The 16,506-nt window shown below is 75.9% G+C and carries 12 protein-coding genes; 10 read left to right on the forward strand and 2 right to left on the reverse strand.

The window, feature by feature from the left end; all coding sequences use genetic code 11:
• Positions 1-414, forward strand: a 414-nt coding sequence (locus tag ACOJTC_RS01525; RefSeq protein WP_420115448.1) for an aldehyde dehydrogenase family protein, incomplete at its 5' end; no start/stop codon positions are given.
• A 21-nt stretch (positions 415-435) separates the two neighbouring features.
• On the opposite strand, the gene ACOJTC_RS01530 is transcribed toward ACOJTC_RS01525, so the two are convergent.
• Positions 436-3,876 (reverse strand): fibronectin type III domain-containing protein, encoded by a 3,441-nt coding sequence (locus tag ACOJTC_RS01530; protein WP_420115449.1) that lies wholly within the window; start codon positions 3,874-3,876, stop codon positions 436-438.
• 214 nt (positions 3,877-4,090) lie between these two features.
• Here ACOJTC_RS01530 and ACOJTC_RS01535 point away from each other — a divergent pair, with 214 nt between their 5' ends.
• From ACOJTC_RS01535 to ACOJTC_RS01565, 7 genes are all read left to right on the forward strand, one after another.
• Positions 4,091-4,573 (forward strand): BlaI/MecI/CopY family transcriptional regulator, encoded by a 483-nt coding sequence (locus tag ACOJTC_RS01535; protein WP_204927437.1) that lies wholly within the window; start codon positions 4,091-4,093, stop codon positions 4,571-4,573.
• 10 nt (positions 4,574-4,583) lie between these two features.
• Positions 4,584-5,489, forward strand: coding sequence for a M56 family metallopeptidase (locus ACOJTC_RS01540; protein ID WP_420115450.1), 906 nt, complete (start codon positions 4,584-4,586; stop codon positions 5,487-5,489).
• Positions 5,490-5,586: 97 nt separating this feature from the next.
• A complete protein-coding gene (locus tag ACOJTC_RS01545; protein WP_420115451.1) occupies positions 5,587-6,837 on the forward strand; it encodes a cytochrome ubiquinol oxidase subunit I in 1,251 nt (416 codons plus the stop codon).
• Positions 6,838-6,848: 11 nt separating this feature from the next.
• The gene (locus ACOJTC_RS01550) at positions 6,849-7,856 is read left to right on the forward strand and encodes a cytochrome d ubiquinol oxidase subunit II (protein ID WP_420115452.1); all 1,008 of its coding nucleotides are present in this window, start codon (positions 6,849-6,851) and stop codon (positions 7,854-7,856) included.
• A complete protein-coding gene (gene cydD / locus ACOJTC_RS01555) occupies positions 7,853-9,538 on the forward strand; it encodes a thiol reductant ABC exporter subunit CydD (protein WP_420115453.1) in 1,686 nt (561 codons plus the stop codon). The genes ACOJTC_RS01550 and cydD overlap by 4 nt, the downstream gene beginning before the upstream one ends.
• Positions 9,535-11,373, forward strand: coding sequence for a thiol reductant ABC exporter subunit CydC (cydC, locus tag ACOJTC_RS01560; protein ID WP_420115454.1), 1,839 nt, complete (start codon positions 9,535-9,537; stop codon positions 11,371-11,373). The genes cydD and cydC overlap by 4 nt, the downstream gene beginning before the upstream one ends.
• A 91-nt stretch (positions 11,374-11,464) precedes the next feature.
• The gene (locus tag ACOJTC_RS01565; RefSeq protein WP_420115455.1) at positions 11,465-12,133 is read left to right on the forward strand and encodes a permease prefix domain 1-containing protein; all 669 of its coding nucleotides are present in this window, start codon (positions 11,465-11,467) and stop codon (positions 12,131-12,133) included.
• Between the two features lie 54 nt (positions 12,134-12,187).
• Here the strand turns inward: ACOJTC_RS01565 and ACOJTC_RS01570 are convergent, their stop codons facing one another.
• On the reverse strand, positions 12,188-12,529 hold the full coding sequence (locus ACOJTC_RS01570) for a PadR family transcriptional regulator (protein WP_204927430.1): 342 nt from the start codon (positions 12,527-12,529) through the stop codon (positions 12,188-12,190).
• Positions 12,530-12,680: 151 nt separating this feature from the next.
• Between ACOJTC_RS01570 and ACOJTC_RS01575 the strand changes: the two genes are divergently transcribed.
• Both ACOJTC_RS01575 and ACOJTC_RS01580 read left to right on the forward strand, forming a co-directional pair.
• Positions 12,681-13,730: a DNA primase gene (locus ACOJTC_RS01575; RefSeq protein ID WP_420115456.1), complete on the forward strand. Its 1,050-nt coding sequence runs from the start codon at positions 12,681-12,683 to the stop codon at positions 13,728-13,730.
• Between the two features lie 65 nt (positions 13,731-13,795).
• Positions 13,796-16,348, forward strand: a complete 2,553-nt coding sequence (locus tag ACOJTC_RS01580) for a transposase (RefSeq protein WP_232378534.1) — start codon at positions 13,796-13,798, stop codon at positions 16,346-16,348.
• Positions 16,349-16,506 lie beyond the last annotated feature (158 nt).

Raw genomic sequence — 16,506 nt, forward strand, 5'->3', positions numbered from 1 at the left:
GTGGTGGCCCCCGAGTCCCCGGCGCTGCTCGGCCTGGTCAGCGTGATCGCCCCGGCCATCGTCACCGGCAACACGGTGGTGGTGGCGGCCTCCCCGTCGGCTCCGCTTCCGGCGGTGACCCTGGCCGAGGTGCTGGCCACCTCGGACCTGCCCGGCGGGGTGGTCAACCTGCTCACCGGTCGGATCACCGAGACCGCGCCGACGCTGGCCGCGCACCTGGACGTCAACGCGATCGACCTGGCCGGGGTGACCGACCCCGAGCTGGCGACCGACCTGGAGGCCAGGGCGGCGGAGAACCTCAAGCGGGTGCTCCGGCCGGCCCCGGCCGACCACGACTGGACGGGCGACCCGGGCCTGGGCCGGATGACCGCGCTGCTGGAGACGAAGACCGTCTGGCACCCCAAGGGGGTGTGACGGCCCGGGTCACGGTGTCGCTCAGCGGCCCACCGCCAGCGCGACGACCGGGCGGTCGAACGTGATCGGGGCGGGCGTCGCACCGGTGGCCGCGTTGACCCGGTAGACGGTGCGGGAGCTGTTTCCCGACTGGCAGCCGAGGTAGAAGACGGACTCGCCGTCCCGGGCCCAGGACACCGGATAGCCGGTGCAGTAGTTGGCCGGCGTCAGGCTCCACAGCCGGGCGCCGGCCGGCGAGTAGCCGTACACCCGGCCGTTGACCGTGCCGAACGCGATCGTCGCGCCGTCCGGCGACCAGGCGGCGGGGCTGAAGCCCTCGTCGCGGCCTCCGGTGTAGAGGGTCTTCTTCCCGCTGCCGTTGGGTGCGCTGGTGTAGAGCGTCGCCGGCTGGGTGGCGGTGGTCACCGCCCACCGGTCGTTGGCCGGGTTCCACGACGGTGGCCCGTCCCACCGGTTGGCGCTGACCCGGGTCGGGGTGCCGCCACCGGCGGGGACGACGTAGACGCCGTCCGACGGGCAGGTGTAGTTACCGAAGCTGCTGCTGCGGGAGAAGCTGACGGTCGCGCCGTTCGGGGACCACACCGGGAACGTGTCGAACGTGTCGATGCCTGTGCACTTCGGGTCCTGCGCGGTGAGCTGACGGTCCTGCCCGGTCGCCACGTTGCGGACGAAGAGCGGCTTGCCCCGGCCGGAGAAGGTCCGCTGGTAGATCACCTCGGTGCCGGCCGGGTTGACCGCCAGGCCCATCACGCCGCCGGAGAAGGTCCCGCCGATCTGCCGCCGGCTGCCACCCCGGTCGTCGGTCTGCACCAGGCGCAGCGTGGTGTAGCAGTCGCTGCTCACGCACTCCACCGCGTAGAGGTGCTGCGGCCAGGGGGCGTGGGCGAGGGTCCGGCGGTAACGCAGGATCGACGGATTGCTCTGGTCGAAGCCGAGCGAGGGCAGTGCGATGCCCGCTCCGGCGTCCAGGCCACCGGTCAGCGTCCACCACGGTTCGGCCGCCGGATTCGCCGACAGGCCGACGGTGCCGTCCGCCGTCAGGTACGGGCCGGCCACCCCGTACAGGAAGAGTTCGAGCCGGGGGCCCACCCGCGCGGCCACCGACGCGCCGCCGGTCGGGGTGGGCGTCGTGTAGGTGAAGCTGCTGTTCGTACGGGCGATCGGTCGCAGGCCGTTGGCCCCGGACCAGGACAGCCCCAGCGTGCCCTCGGCGTGCTGGGTGGCACCGGCGGTGACCTGGGCGCTGACGGTGCCCTCGGCCGACAGGTAGAACTGCACCTGCGGGGTGACCACCACCGGCACCGGCCCGATGCTGAACGTGATCGGCGTGAACCGGATCGGCGTGGGCAGCAGCGGCACCGGCCCGAGGTGGCAGCCGCTCGCCGCCTTCGCGGTGGCGGTCAGCGCGGCGTCCTGGGAGAGGGTGCCGGTGAACGTCACCGACTGCACCGAGAACCAGCCCCACTCGACCGAGAGGTCGACCGACGGGCTCACGCTGACGCTACCCACCACCGCGACCGACCCGCCCCCGGAGCAGCTCACCGTGCGGTTGATGCCCTGCCCCACCGGGCTGGTCGCCTCCCGCCCGGCGAGCCGTCGACGCAACCGGTCCGGGGTGAGGGGGGTGGGCCCCGCCCCGGCCGGCGTCCCGGCGTCCACGACGTCGTCGGCGGACAGCGGGGCCGACATCGCGAAGTGCCCGGCCCCGAACGCCTCCTGCAACGTCGCCGGTTCGGTGGCCAGCACCCGGTTGCCCTGGGCGTCGGTGCCCGTGTCGACGACCCTGACCAGCAGCCCGTCGGGGGTCGCCGCGCCGGGCCCGGCGGACAGCACCTCACCCGGTTGCGGCGTCGCCGCCGTCGGGGCCAGCACCACCTGGCGGTCACCGTCGGGTGCGCCGGTCACCGCGCGGACGTCACCGGCGCTCACCTGGCGGGTGCTGCTGGGCACCGCCGTGTCGCCGAGGAAGTAGCCGACCACGTCCACGACGACGTGGGTGGCACCGGCCGAGTTGTGCACCAGCGCGCCGCCGTCGACACCGAGCGGGGCGACGGAGAGGTTGGGCACCACCGCGCCCGGGGTGAAGTTGAGGTCCGAGGCGGTCGGTCGGGCGGTGACGGACGGATAGACGGTCAGGAACCCGGCGCTGGTCGGCTGGACCGCCGTCACGTTGGCGACCAACCCGGTGGGTGGCAACGCGGCGGTGGCCGCCGGAAGGCCGGCCCGGCCCGCCACGGCCACCGAGAGCGAGGCACCCCCGGTGACCGGCCCCTTCGCGGCCCCCAGGCCGCTGCGGGTGTCGACGATCCGGGTCGGTGGGACGCTGGCCAGGTAGGCCCCACCGACCGACGGGTCCGACCCGTCGCTGAACCAGCCGGTGACGTCGACGACGAGCGGGGTCGACCCGGCCCGGTTGTAGAAGCTCACCCTGCCGTCGGCCCCGACGGGCACGATGACCCGGTTGGCGAGGACCTGCCGCGCCACGAAGTTCAGCGTCGAGGCGGTCGGGCGGGGCTGCCCCGCCGGGTAGGCCGTCACGAAACCGGCGGTGTCGGCGCCGGCCACGGTGGTGTTGAGCACCACGGCCGACACCCCGGAGGCGGGCACCCCGCCGGCCCCGGTCACCTGGACGTCGAGCTGCCCGTCCGGGCCGGGGGTGGTTCCGCCGAGCCCGCTGCGGGTGTCGACCAGGCGGGCGGGGGCAAGGCCGTGGAACAGGCCGGCGGCGGGTGAGGCCGTACCGGCCGTGGAGAACCAGCCGGCGACGTCGGCCACGAGGTGGGTCGGGGCGGACGAGTAGAGCACGACGGTGCCGTCCGCGCCGACCGGCACCACGACCAGGTTGGCCACCGTCTGCCCCCGGGCGTAGTTCACGTTCGAGGCCGTCGGTCGGGCCGTACCGCCCGGGTACGCCGTGACGAAGCCGCCGCCGGCCGGGGCGGTGACCGTGACGTTCAACGCCACCGCCGCCACCGCCGTAGCGGGGACGCCACCCCGCCCGGCCACGGTCAGGGTCACCTGCCGGGTGGCACCGGCCGGCGCGCCCAGCCCGGCGCGGGTGTCCAGCAGCCGGGCCGGGGGCACCGCGACCAGGGAACCGCCCGGCGCGGTCACCGTGACGGCCCCACCGGCCCGGGTGGGGGTCGACTGCTCGGCCCCGGCCAGGGCGGTCACCTGGGCGACGTAGCCGGTGTTCGGGCGCACCCCGGCGAGCACGGCGCGGTGCGCGTCGGCCGGAAGGTCGAGGGAGAGCCCGGCGGGGACCGTGCTCACCCGGTAGCCGGTGATGCCGCTGCGGTCCGTGGGAGGTGTCCACTCGACCCGCAGGGCCAGCCCGTCGACCTCGGCCGCGACGGAGACGGGGGCGGCCGGCACCCCGGCGGCGGACGCCGGCACGGCCGGGAACGACCCGAGAGCCGTCGCGGCGAGGACGACGGTCAGCCGACGGACGTGAGCCTTCACGGTGCCTCCTTCACAGACTGGAGATCGTCTACCAGCCGGGGTCGGACCTTTGACAGTGGACGGTCCGGCAACGGACAGCGCCGGGCCGGATCAGGTCCGAACGGCCCCGGTCGGCCTCGATCGACCGGCGTCCGCACCGGCCCGAGGGGCCACCCGCCTCCGGGTCGTCAGGTGGTCCGACAACCGGTCGTACTACCGGGGGTAGGATTACCTGGTGACTCGGTTGGGCGATCTTGAGCGGGCGGTGATGGACGTGCTCTGGGACGGGGTCCCGGGCACGTCGGACGGGGTGACCGTGCGCGAGGTCGCCGAGGCGCTGGACGGACGCGAGTTGGCGTACACAACGGTGATGACCGTGCTGGACCGGCTCGCCGGCAAGGGCATGGTGCAACGCGAACGCGAGGGGCGGGCCTGGCGCTACCGGGCCGCCGCCAGCCGCGAGGCGCACATCGCCCAGCTCATGCTCGACGCCCTCGACCTCGGTGGCAGCCGGGACGCCGCACTGGTGCGTTTCGCCCGCTCGGTGACCGGCACCGAGGCCGAGGTGCTGCGGGCGGCGCTCGGCGCGGAGGCGGGGCTGACCGACCCGGCACCGGCCGGACCCGACGCCGGGTCGACCGGGGCCGGGCTGACCGACCGGGTCGGGGATCCGCGCGCCGGCCGGGCCAGGGCCGTCGACGAGGCCACGGACCGGTAGGGCGGCCGCCGTGGCGTACGCCGTGCACTTCGCCGGGGCGGTCCTGGCCTGCTGGCTGACCGCCCAGGTGCTGGCCCGCGCCACCTGGACGTGGCGGGCCCCCCGGGTGGCGATCGTCTGCTGGCAGGCGGTCGGGTTGGCGCTCGGCCTGTCCGCGATGGGCCTGCCGATGGCGCTGGGACTGACCGCGTACGACCGGCCGACCGGCGGGGCGCTGCTGGCCCTCGCCGACGACCTGGCCCACGGCACCCTGCCGGCCGGGGTGACCGCCGTCCACCTGGGCCTGGTGGGGGTGGGTTTCGGCATCGGCGCGGTGCTGCTCGGCACGACCGTCCGCAGCGTGCACTCCACGGTGCGGGCGCAGCGTCGGCACCGGGACCTGCTCACCCTGGTCGCCCGTCGGGACCCGGCGATCCCCGGCGCGCTGGTGCTCGACCATCCCGGTGCCGCCGCGTACTGCCTGCCCGGGGTGCGGCCCCGGGTGGTGGTCAGCGCCGGCACCCTCAGCCTGCTGGACCGGGCCGAGTTGGCGGCGGTGCTCGCCCACGAGCGGGCGCACGCCCAGGAGCGGCACGACCTGGTGCTGTTGCCGTTCACCGCACTGCGCCGCGCGCTGCCGTGGTTCCGCTGGGTCGGCGCCGCCCACGAGCGGGTCGCCCTGCTGGTCGAGATGCGGGCCGACGACAAGGCCCGTGCGCTGCACGCCGAGGCGCCGCTGGCGGGGGCGCTGCGCCGGTTCGCCGCCGCCGGGCACCGGATCGCCCCGGCCGGCACGCTCGGTCTCGGTGACCGGGACATCGACGTACGGGTGCAGCGGCTGCTGGTCGCGGACCGGCCGCCCCGGCTGCTCGGGGCCACCGCGCTGGTGGTGACGACCACCCTGGCCGCTTTGCCGATCTCGCTGTTCCTGAGCTGACGCCCCGGGTACCGGGCGGCGCTTCCGCACGCGCCTATAGGTAGCCAAGCTACGTGTAGCATTGCTACGACAAGCGGGACTACCAGTGGAGAGGTTCATGGACACCCTGCTCCTCGCGCGCCTCCAGTTCGCCACCACCACCTCCCTCCACTTCCTCTTCGTGGCGGTCACCATCGGCCTGGTCACCCTGCTGGTCGGCCTCCAGACGACCTGGGCACTCACCGGGGACCCGAAGTGGGAGCGGATGACCCGCTTCTGGGGCCAGCTCTACGTGATCAACTACGTGCTCGGCATCGCGAGCGGCCTCGTGCTGGAGTTCCAGTTCGGGCTGAACTGGAGCGGGCTGTCGCGCTACGTCGGCAACGTCTTCGGGGCCCCGCTGGCGATCGAGACGCTTGTGGCGTTCTTCCTGGAGTCGACGTTCCTCGGCATGTGGATCTTCGGCTGGCACCGGCTGCGGCGCGGCGTACACCTGGCGCTGCTCTGGGGGGTCGCGCTCACCGCGTACGCCTCGGCCTTCTGGATCATGGTGGCGAACGCCTGGCTCCAGCACCCGGTCGGTTACCGGCTCCGGGACGGGGTCGCCCACCTGACCGACTTCGGAGCGCTGCTCACCAACCCCACCCTCGGCATGGCGCTGGGCCACGTGATCGCCGCCAGCCTGCTCACCGGCGGCATGCTGATGGCCTCGGTCAGCGCCTGGCACCTCATCCGACGGACCGCCGACTTCGCCCTGCACCGCACCTCACTGCGGATCGGGCTGGTCACCGCCGCCCTGTCGGTCAGCCTGGTGCAGGGGTTCGGCTTCGCCCAGTTCGGCCCGGTCGGCGAGCTGCAACCCACCAAGTTCGACGCCGGCCCGACCGCCGACGCCCGGATCGCCGAGTGGACCACCCGGTTCGGCCCCGGCGACTACACCCCGCCGGTGCTGTCCAACGTCGGGCTCGGCTTCATGATCCTCATCGGGTTCACCCTGGGCTGCGTCTGGCTGCTGCTGCCGCTGCTCTGGCGGGACTGGATGATCCGGCTGCGGTTCCCGCTCTGGCTCGTCCTGCTCGCCCTGCCGCTGCCGTTCGTCGCGGTGATCCTCGGCTGGCTCGCCAGGGAGGTCGGCCGGCAGCCCTGGGCCGCGTACGGGCTGCTCCCCACCGACGAGGCCGTCTCCCGCGTCGACCCGGGCCTGATGCTCGCCTCACTGATCGGCTTCAGCCTGCTGCTCGGCGCGCTCGCCGTCACCAACTGGACGCTGCTCGCCCGGCACGCCGCCCGGGGCGCGGTCGACCCGGCGCTCGGCCGCCCGCCCGGCACGCCCGACGACGCGCGTCGCCCCACCCCCGCCTTCGCCTGACAGGACCCCCGATGCCCCTGCTCTGGTACGCCCTGCTCGGCCTCTTCTTCGCCGGCTACCTCGTCCTCGCCGGCTACGACTACGGGGTGGGGTTGCTGCTCGCCCGGCGCGACACCCCGACCGCCCACCGCGCCCGGCTCACCGCGCTCGGCCCGTTCCTCCTCGGCAACGAGGTGTGGCTGGTGGCCACCGTCGGCATCCTCTTCGGCGCGTTCCCCACCCTGGAGGGCGAACTCCTCTCCGGCCACTACCCCGCCGTGGCCGGGGCGCTAGCCGGGGTGATCCTGGTCACCGTCGGGGTGCAGCTCCGCAGCCGGCCTGCCGGCCCGACCGCCCGCCGGGCCTGGGACCGGGTGATCGTGGCCGGCAGCGCGCTGGCCACCTTCGGCTGGGGCGCCCTGCTAGCCGGGCTGCTCCAGGGCCTGCCGATCGACGCCACCGGCCACGTCGCCGGGCAGACCCACCTGGCCACCCCGTTCGTCGCCGCCACCGGGCTCGCCCTGCTCGCCCTGGCCGCCGCACACGGTGCGACGTTCCTCACCCTGCGCCTGCCGGCCGCCGACGCCCCGGCGACCGCCCGGCTGGCCCGTCGGCTGCTCGTCGGGGCGCTCGTCGCGGTCACCACGGCCACCACGCTGGGCCTGCTCTCCGACCGGGTACGCGCGGCGACCCGCCAGCCGCTGCCCGCCATACTGCTGGTGGTGGTGCTGGTCGGGGCGCTGCTGGCGGCCCGCGCGGCGCTGCGCCGGGGTCGGCCCGGGGTGGCCCTGGCCGCCACCGGCGCGACCCTCGCGCTACCGGTGGCCCTCGTCGGTGCCGCCCGCTGGCCGGCGGTGCTGGTCTCCACGGTCGACCCGGCGGCCACCGTGACCGTCACCGACGCGGCGGCCAGCGGGCCGACGTCGCAGCTGCTGGGCTGGCTGCTGCTGCCCCTCCTGCCGGCCCTACTAGGCTTCCAGGCGATGTGCTGGTGGGTGTTCCGGGGACGGACCGACGGCAGGGCACCGGTGTACTGGTGAACCGCCGTCCCTTCGACCCGCGTCTGCTGCGCCGGGTCCCCGCGGCCCGGCGCGACCTCGCCGTGCTCGCGGCCCTCGGCGGGCTCACCGCGCTGCTGGTCGTCGGGCAGGCCACCGCCCTGGCCACGGTGCTCGCCGCCGGCATCGACGGCCGGCTGGACACCGGCGCGCTGGCCGGCTTCGTCGCCGCCGTCGGCGGCCGGGCCCTGGTCACCTGGGGACAGGGCACCGTCGCCGCACGGGCCGCCGCCACCGTGAAGGCGACGCTCCGCGCCGACCTGCTCGCCGCCGTCGGCCGGCACGGGCCCGGCTGGGTCGCCGGCCAGCGGGCCGGACAACTCGCCACCCTCACCGGGCGCGGCCTCGACGCCCTGGACGCCTACTTCACCGGCTACCTCCCCCAACTCGTGCTCAGCGTCACCGTGCCCGCCGCCGTGCTCGCCCGGCTGGTCTTCGCCGACTGGAGTTCGGCGCTGATCATCGTGCTGACCCTCCCGCTGATCCCGGTCTTCGGCGCGTTGCTCGGCTGGCAGGCGCAGGCCGCCACCGAACGGCAGTGGCGGCGGCTGTCGATGCTCGGCGGGCACTTCCTCGACATGGTCGCCGGGCTGCCCACCCTGCGCGCGTTCGGCCGGGCACGGGCGCAGACCGGGGTGGTCCGCCGGATGGCCGACGGGCACCGCGTGGCCACCATGGGGACGCTGCGGATCGCCTTCCTCTCCGCGCTGGTGCTGGAGCTGGTCGCCACCCTGTCGGTGGCGCTGGTCGCGGTGCCGGTCGGCATCCGGCTGCTCGACGGCGGGATCACCCTGGCCACCGCGCTGCTGGTGCTGCTGCTCACCCCGGAGGCGTACCTGCCGTTGCGGGCCGCCGGCAGCCGGTTCCACGCCAGCATGGAGGGGCTGACGGCGCTGGACGAGGCACTGACCGTCTCCGCCGTACCGGCCGACGCGGCAGAAGGTGCCCCGGCAACCGCCGGACCCGCCCGGACGCCGGCCGGCGACGGCGAGATCGTCTTCTCCGGTGTCACCGTCGCCTACGAGCGGACCACCGCACTGCGGGACGTCACGCTCACCATCCGGCCCGGCGAACGGATCGCCGTCGTCGGGCCGAGCGGTGCCGGCAAGAGCACCCTGCTCGGCCTGCTGCTCGGCTTCGTCACCCCGACCGCCGGCCGGATCACCGTGGCCGGGGTCGACCTGGCCGACGTCGACTGCGACGACTGGCGTCGGCAGATCGCCTGGGTGCCGCAGCGGGCCCACCTGTTCGCCGCCACGCTTGCCGACAACATCCGGCTCGGCGCACCCGACACCCCCGACGCCGACCTGGCCCGCGCGGTCACCGACGCCGCGCTGGACGAGGTGGTGACGGCCCTGCCCGACGGGCTGGGCACCCTGCTCGGCGAGCGCGGCCACGGGCTGTCCAGCGGCCAGCGGCAGCGGGTCGCCCTGGCCCGTGCCTTCCTCCGGGACGCCCCGCTGGTGCTGCTCGACGAGCCGACCGCCCGGCTGGACACGGCGAGCGAGACGATCGTCCTGGACGCCACCCGGCGGCTGGTCGCCGGGCGTACCGCCCTGCTGGTGGCGCACCGGCCGGCCCTGCTGGCCGACGCCGACCGGGTGCTGCACGTCGACGCCGGCCGGGTCACCGAGCTGACCCCGACCGCGGAGGCCGGCCGATGAGCACCGCCCCTCCCCCCGGCGCGGGAGGCCCGCCGCCGAGCACCGGACCCGAGCGGGTGGTGCTGCGGCTGGCCCGGCCGTACCTGGGCCGGCTGGTCGGGGCCGGGCTGCTCGCGTCGGCCACCGAACTCGCCGGGCTGGCCCTGATGGCCACCGCCACCTGGCTGCTGATGAGCGCCGCCGGCCAGCCACCGCTGGACCGGCTCACCGTCGCCATCGTCGCCGTCCGGGCGCTGGCCGTCAGCCGGGGGGTGCTGCGCTACACCGAACGGCTCGCCGGTCACGACGCCGTGCTCCGCATGATCACCGACGTCCGGGCCCGGGTCTTCGCCAGCCTCGCCGCCCGTCGGGGGCCGGCCAGCCAGCGCAGCGGGGACGCCCTGAGCCGGCTGGTCTCCGACGTCGAGGCCGTCCAGGACCTGCTGCTGCGGGTGCTCGTGCCCGGGGCGGCGGCCGCCCTGGTCGGGGTGCTGGCCATCGGCGGGACCGCGCTGGTCTCGCTGCCCGCCGCCGGGGTGCTCGCGGTCGGGTTGCTGGTCGCCGGGGTGGCGCTGCCGGCGCTGGCCACCGCGCTGACCCGCCGGGCCGCCGACGAGGTCGCGCCGCTGCGCGGCGCACTCGCCACCGACGCCGTCGACCTCACCCACGGTGCCGCCGACCTGGCCGCCTTCGGGGCCACCGGGCAGGCGCTGCGGGCCGCGACCCGGCGCGCCGACCGGTTGGCCCGGCTGGAGCGCCGGCTCGCCGCGGCCGGGTTCGCGGTGGACGCGGCCGGGGTGCTGGTGGCGGGGCTGACCGCCGCCGGGGTGGTGCTCGCCGCGCTCCGCGCCGACGTGTCCGGGGTGCTGGTGGGGGTGCTCGCCGTCGGCACCCTCGCCGCGGTGGAGATCGCGTTGGCGCTGGTCGGCGCGGCGCGTCAGCACACCCAGCTCCGCGCCGGCCTGGCCCGGGTGGCCGCCCTGCTCGACGACGCCCCCGACGATGATCCCGCGGTCGGGCCCGGTCGGCAGCGGCCGACCCCGGAACCCGGCACCGACGCGGCGGACAGCGTCCCGGTGGACGCGACCACGACCGGGCCCGACGTGCGGTTCGAGGGGGTCGTCGTCCGGTACCGGGAGGGGGCCGCCCCGGCGCTGGCCGGGTTCGACCTCGACCTGCCCGCCGGACGCCGGATCGCGGTGGTCGGGCCGAGCGGGGCGGGCAAGAGCACCCTGGCCGCCGTGCTGACCGGGGCGGTACGACCCGACGCCGGCCGGGTCACCCTCGCTGGCCGGGACGTCTCGGCGTACCCGCCCGAGGAGTTGCCCCGGGCGGTCGGTGGCCTGCTCGCCGAGGCGTACGTCTTCCACGCCTCGGTCCGGGAGAACCTGCTGCTCGGCCGACCGGACGCGGGCGAGGCGGAGCTGGTCGACGCGACCCGCGCCGCCGGCCTGCTGGACTGGGTACGCGAACAGCCGGACGGTTGGGACACCGTCGTCGGCGAGGAGGGCGGTCAGCTCTCCGGTGGGCAGCGGCAGCGGCTCGCGCTGGCCCGGGCACTGCTCGCCGCGCCCGGCGTCCTGGTGCTGGACGAGCCGACCGAGGGGCTCGACCCGGTCGCCGCCGACGCGGTGCTCGCCGGGACGCTGGCGGCCACCCCCGCCGGACGCTCGGTGCTGGTGATCACTCACCGGCTCAGCGGCCTGGCCGGGCTGGACGAGATCGTGGTGCTCGACGCCGGGCGGGTCGTCCAGCGGGGACGGCACACCGAGCTGGTCGCCGCCCCCGGCTGGTACCGGGACCAGTGGTTGCTCCAGGCGGCCGCCGAACGCGGCTACCTGGCCCTGACGCCCTGACCCGGCGCGGCATCCCGGGCCCCGGCCCCGGGGCGCGGGTCCGGGGATCTCCCCGACGCGCGGGCGCACCGGCACGTGACAGGGTGGTGCCATGCGTGCCTGCGACGGGACGGCGATCGACGAGCGGCTGCGGGATCTGGGGTCCCGGCTGCGGGGTCCGGCACGGCTACGGACCGAAATGCTCCGCGAGGTACGCGACGCGCTGGACGACGCCACCGAGGCGTACCGGGAGCGGGGGCTGCCGGCGCGGGAGGCCGAGCGGCGGGCCGTGGCCGACTTCGGGACACCTGCCGAGCTGGCCCCGACGTACCAGGCGGAACTGGCCGCCGGGGCGTTGCGCGGGCTGTCCCGGCGGGCGCTGCTGATCGCCGTGGTGCTGACCCTCGGCGGTGACCTGACCTGGCAGGGGTCGAGCTGGAGCGGTGGGCCGCCCCCGCCGCCGGGCTACCAGGTGCTCGCCGCTTCGGTGGACGGGATCTGGCTGGTCGTGGCCGGGTTGGCGCTGGCGGCCCTGCTGGGCGGGCGCTGGGCGGCCCGGCGGGGCCGCAGCGGCCCGCCGGCCGAGCGGCTGCTCGGGCTCGGGCTGGCCGGCACGCTGGTCGTCGGCGCGGTCGCCGGGGTGGCGCTGTTCGCCTGGTCGGCCGGGCTGTGGGACGCGGCCCTGACCTGGCCGCCGATGATCATCGGTTCGGTGCTGGCCGGTGCCGCCTACTTCACGCTCTTCCGGGCCACCCGGCTGTGGCTGGGGGCCACCCGCTGACGCCGCGTCCCCGGCGACGGCCCGGCCGCGGCCAAGTCGGGGCCGGGCCGGCGGTCAGGCCGGGCCGGGGGGTGGGGCGGCGGGGTCGAGGAACCGGCCGACGGTCGCGCTGAACTCGCGCCAGCCGGCCCGTTCACCGGCCAGCGACGCCCGGCCGGAGTCGGTGAGCCGGTAGGTGCGCCGCTCCCGACCGTTGACGGTGCTCCAGGAGCTGGCCACGTGGCCGGCCCGCTCCAGCCGACGCAACGCGGGGTAGATGGTGCCGGTCGGCAGGTCGAGCTGCCCGTCACTGCGGACGCGCAGTGCCTCGATGACGGCGTATCCGTGCAGCTCCCCCTGCTCCAGCACGGCCAGGAGCAGGGCGTCGAGGTGACCGTGCAACGCCTGAGCCTTCATGTGTAGTTACGCTACTTGTCGACCCGCCGGACCGCCAGCGGGACACGGGCCCCGGCCGCCACCGGGGTGCGGGTTCACAGCGCCGCCGAGGTGCGCGTTCGCGGTGCCGCCGGGGTGCGGGGTCCGCCGACGCAGGGACGCCCATTAGGGTATGTGCCCAGAGTCACTCGGCGACCGCGCGGTCGCCGGATGGTTAAACCCGACGCACACGGAGGTCAGCGTGGCCCGCCAGTCGCCCCAACGGCCCGACGCCGACGAACCCGAGCTCGGCGACACCGATGGGCCGACCGGGCCCGACGTGGAGCCCGGCCCGGTCGACCGCTCGCTCTGGGACGAGCTGAACATCGATCCGGTCGAGATCGCCCGGCCCGCCGGCACCGGCTTCACGCTCCGGGCGTACCGGCCGGCACGCGAGTTGACCCCGACGGACGTCGTCGAGCGCGACGAGGACGACCCCTTCCTGGCCCGGCGTCAGGTCGTCGAGGCCGAGGACGACGACGAGGTGATCATCCTCGACGAGGAGTTCGCCGCCCTCACGGCCGAGGACGACGAGGCGGACACCAAGGCCGAGGGCGACGGCAAGCGGGCCGACCGCAAGCGCGACGCCGCCGACGCGGACACCGACACCGTCGACCCGGACGCCGATGCCACCGACGACGACACGGACACCGACGGCGACGGCGACGGCGACGAGGAAGCCGACGCCGAGGGCGACGAGGAGGTGCCGGTCTTCCTGAGCCACAAGGGCCGGCTGCTGCTGTTCAAGACGCCCGAGTCGTTGGTCAGCTTCATCCGCTCCGGCGCGCCCAACGACCTGTCTCAACTGGACGGTTGGAATGAACTGTCCGAACGGGTGGAGCCCGCCGACATCGCCCCGCGCGACGAGGACACCTACGAGCTCGACCTGGTCGTGGAGAACCTGCGCGGCGGGCACGACACGTGGGACCCGACCCTGCTCATCGAGGCCGGTGAGGTCGCCCGCGACCTGTCGTACGCGCTGCGGCTACCCGCCGTGCTGGACATGCTCTCGGCCGGTTCGAGCCTGGACGACCTCGACGAGGCGCTCCGCGCTTCTGTCAACGGCGGAGTCGGTGGATTTCTCGGCCGTAGGCGGCTGAAAAAAATCGGGGCCCAGACCGCAAGCTTGGGATGGCGCACCATTGTCGGCAAGATCTCTGCCGTCGTGGACTGGCGCGACTGACCCCGAGCGGGGAGCATCAGTGGCTGGCAGTGAATAGACCGGTGTCCCGGGAGGAGGACGACGCCTTGGCGCTCGTGCGCGTGTACTGCGGTCTGGCCTCGGCAGATCCGGCCGACCGGCCGGCCTCGGCCGGATCGACGCTGACGTCCGCCGTGGTCGACGACGCAGGCCGTCTGCTGCATGTCCACGAGATCAGCGACGACGCGGCCGGTTACGCCCGGCTCGTCACGCTGTTCGTGGAGCGGTCGGGCGGGCCGAGCGGCGTGGCGATCGCGGCCGACAGCGACGACCACGCGGTCACCTCACTGCTGAGCGCGGCCGGCCGTCCACTCGCGATCGCCGACGACGACTCGGTCGACGACTTCGCCGAGCGGTTCGCCGACGACGACTCCCTGGAGGAGATGCAGTCCGCGCCGGCCGAGCGGCGGGCGGTGGGCCTGGCCCGTGCCCTCCAGGCGGGCGCGCTCTCCGCGGTCACCCTCCCGGCACCCCGGGACCTGGCCGGGTTCAAGCAGGTCCTCTCCGCTCACGCCGCCCTGTCCAGCGGCCGGCACTCCGCCGCCGTGGCCCTGCGCGAGGTGCTCCGCGAGCTCTACCCGGCGGCCCTGCGGGCCTACCCGGACCCGGCCGAGCCGGTGGCGCTGGCCGTCCTCGACGCCTTGCCCGAGCCGAACATGCTCACCGGCACGTCGGCCCGGGGCCGGGACATGTCGGTGGCCGCCGAGGCGGTCACCGCACGGCTCACCGCCGACGGGGTCGCCGAGGCCGGGGAGATCGAGGCGGCGGTCACCGCGCTGCGGGTGGCCGTCTCCGAGACCCCGCGCCGGGCCACCGTCAACCGGGCGCTCACCTCCGCCGTCGCCGAGACCGTCCGGCAGTCGGTCGCCGCGGTGCGCGCCTGTGACGCCGGATGCGAGGCCCTGGTGGGCGCGCTCGCCACCCGGGTCAGCGTCCCGAGCCCGTTGCCCGGTCGCCGCGCCGCCGCCCGTCGGGGCGAGCAGGTCGCCGAGCTGACCGGGATCAGCGGCACTGGCCCCGGGCTGCGTCCGGTCCGGCCCGCCGAGCCGGCGCCGCCGGTACCGACCGGCCGCCGTAGCCGTCCCGAGCCGGTCCCCGGCAGTGGCATGCCGGCCGCGCCCCGACCGCTCGGCCCGCCGCCGGTGGCACCCGCCCCGATCACGCCGCCGCCGGTAGCCCCGGCACCGGTCACCCCGGCCGCTGCGGCCGGCCTGCCGACCTCGGTGCCGCCCGCGCGTACCGACCCGGGCATGCCGGCGGCCCATCGCGGGTCGGATGCTCCGACCACCATGATCCCGCCGATCCGTCGCGGGATGGACGCCCCGACGAACCGGCCGGTCTCGGCTCCGCCGCCGCCTCCCCCGGGGATCACCCCGATCGCTCCGGCACAGCGCGGCACCGTGCCGCCCGCCGAGGCCGGTGAGCCGTTCCGGCCGACGCTGACCACCGCCGCGATCAACAACGCCCGCGCCGAGCGGCAGCGCACCGTGATCCCGCCCCGGCCGAAGACCGCCGGTGCGCTCTCCGCCCCCACCGGCGGATTCAGCGCCACCGACCTGAACGTCCCGGTGCCGGTCAGCCGGCCCGAGCCGGAGCAGCCCACCGCCCCGCCCGGGTCGCGGGCGAACTGGCCGCTGGTCAACAACCCGGAGGATCCGGCCGACAGCTCCGCCAACAACCCGGTGGTGCCGGCGTACGGCGAGCGGGGCGGCCGGTCGGCCGACGCGCCCACCGACGCCGGTGCCGGCCGTCGCATCACCCCGCCGTGGCTCGCCGACGACCTGCCGCAGGAGCCGCCGATGTTGCGGCTGGTGGAGCCGCCGCCGCTGGCCGACCGGGCCCTGCGGGACGGGCTGGACACCCCCGCCGACCCGCACCTGGACACCCCGCCGCTGCGGCTGGTGGACCGGGACGAGGCCGGCCGGGCCGGACGGCCCCACCGGGCCGACCGGGCGGAGCAGCTGGACCGCCCCATCCGGGCCGAGCGGCCCGGTCGGCTGGACCGGCCCGCCGACCGCCCCGAACGGCTCGACCGTGCGGAACGGCCGGAGCTTCTCGACCGGGTCGAGCGGCCGGCACGCGGCGACCGGCCGGGCCTGGAGCGGCGACCGGAACCGGCCGAACGCCGCCCCGCCCCCATGGAGCACCGCCCGCCGCCCGTCTCCGACGAGGGCGACGGCGACCTGCTGATCTTCGCCCAGGCCAAGTCGGCCTGGTTCGTCGGGCACAGCGACGAGAGCGACCTGGAGTGGTCGTCGACCGCCGACACCGGCTGGCAGGCCGCCGAGAAGGTGGCGCAGCCGGCCGTCGGCGCGGAGACCTCCGCCGGGCTGCCCAAGCGGGTGCCGCAGGCCAACCTGGTGCCCGGGTCGCCGCTGCGCGAGGAGCGTCCGCTGCGGATCGTCCGGGACGCGGCGAGCCTCGCCGAGAACACCACCGGTTACTTCCGTGGTTGGCGTCGCGGCCAGGAGATCGGCGGTTTCGCCGTCGGCGGCCGGCCCGGCCGCGAGGCAGCCGGCGGCTGGGACTTCAGCCGCGACCCGACCGAGCGGGACGACGACCGGGAGTACGAGTTCCGCTCCGCCGGCTACCGGTCCTGACCCTCTGACGGCTCACCGCTGGCCCGACCGGTTCCTCCGGTCGGGCCAGCGCCGTCGTGCGGGCCTGACCGCACCCGCCCCACCGGGACTCTCTCCTCGGGTCGTCGACCCGCACAGCGGCCCGCAGAGCCGGCGCACGGGCCGGGACACCACAGGCC

The sequence above is a fragment of the Micromonospora sp. genome, from assembly GCF_048594385.1.
Classification (GTDB): Bacteria; Actinomycetota; Actinomycetes; order Mycobacteriales; family Micromonosporaceae; genus Micromonospora; species Micromonospora wenchangensis.

Excerpts from the sequence above, each read along its gene's own strand:
- ACOJTC_RS01545 (WP_420115451.1), top strand. The coding sequence starts at position 5,587 with ATGGACACCCTGCTCCTCGCGCGCCTCCAGTTCGCCACCACCACCTCC.
- ACOJTC_RS01550 (WP_420115452.1), top strand. The coding sequence starts at position 6,849 with ATGCCCCTGCTCTGGTACGCCCTGCTCGGCCTCTTCTTCGCCGGCTAC.
- cydC (WP_420115454.1), top strand. The coding sequence starts at position 9,535 with ATGAGCACCGCCCCTCCCCCCGGCGCGGGAGGCCCGCCGCCGAGCACC.
- ACOJTC_RS01565 (WP_420115455.1), top strand. The coding sequence starts at position 11,465 with ATGCGTGCCTGCGACGGGACGGCGATCGACGAGCGGCTGCGGGATCTG.
- ACOJTC_RS01570 (WP_204927430.1), bottom strand. The coding sequence starts at position 12,529 with ATGAAGGCTCAGGCGTTGCACGGTCACCTCGACGCCCTGCTCCTGGCC.
- ACOJTC_RS01575 (WP_420115456.1), top strand. The coding sequence starts at position 12,681 with ATGTGCCCAGAGTCACTCGGCGACCGCGCGGTCGCCGGATGGTTAAAC.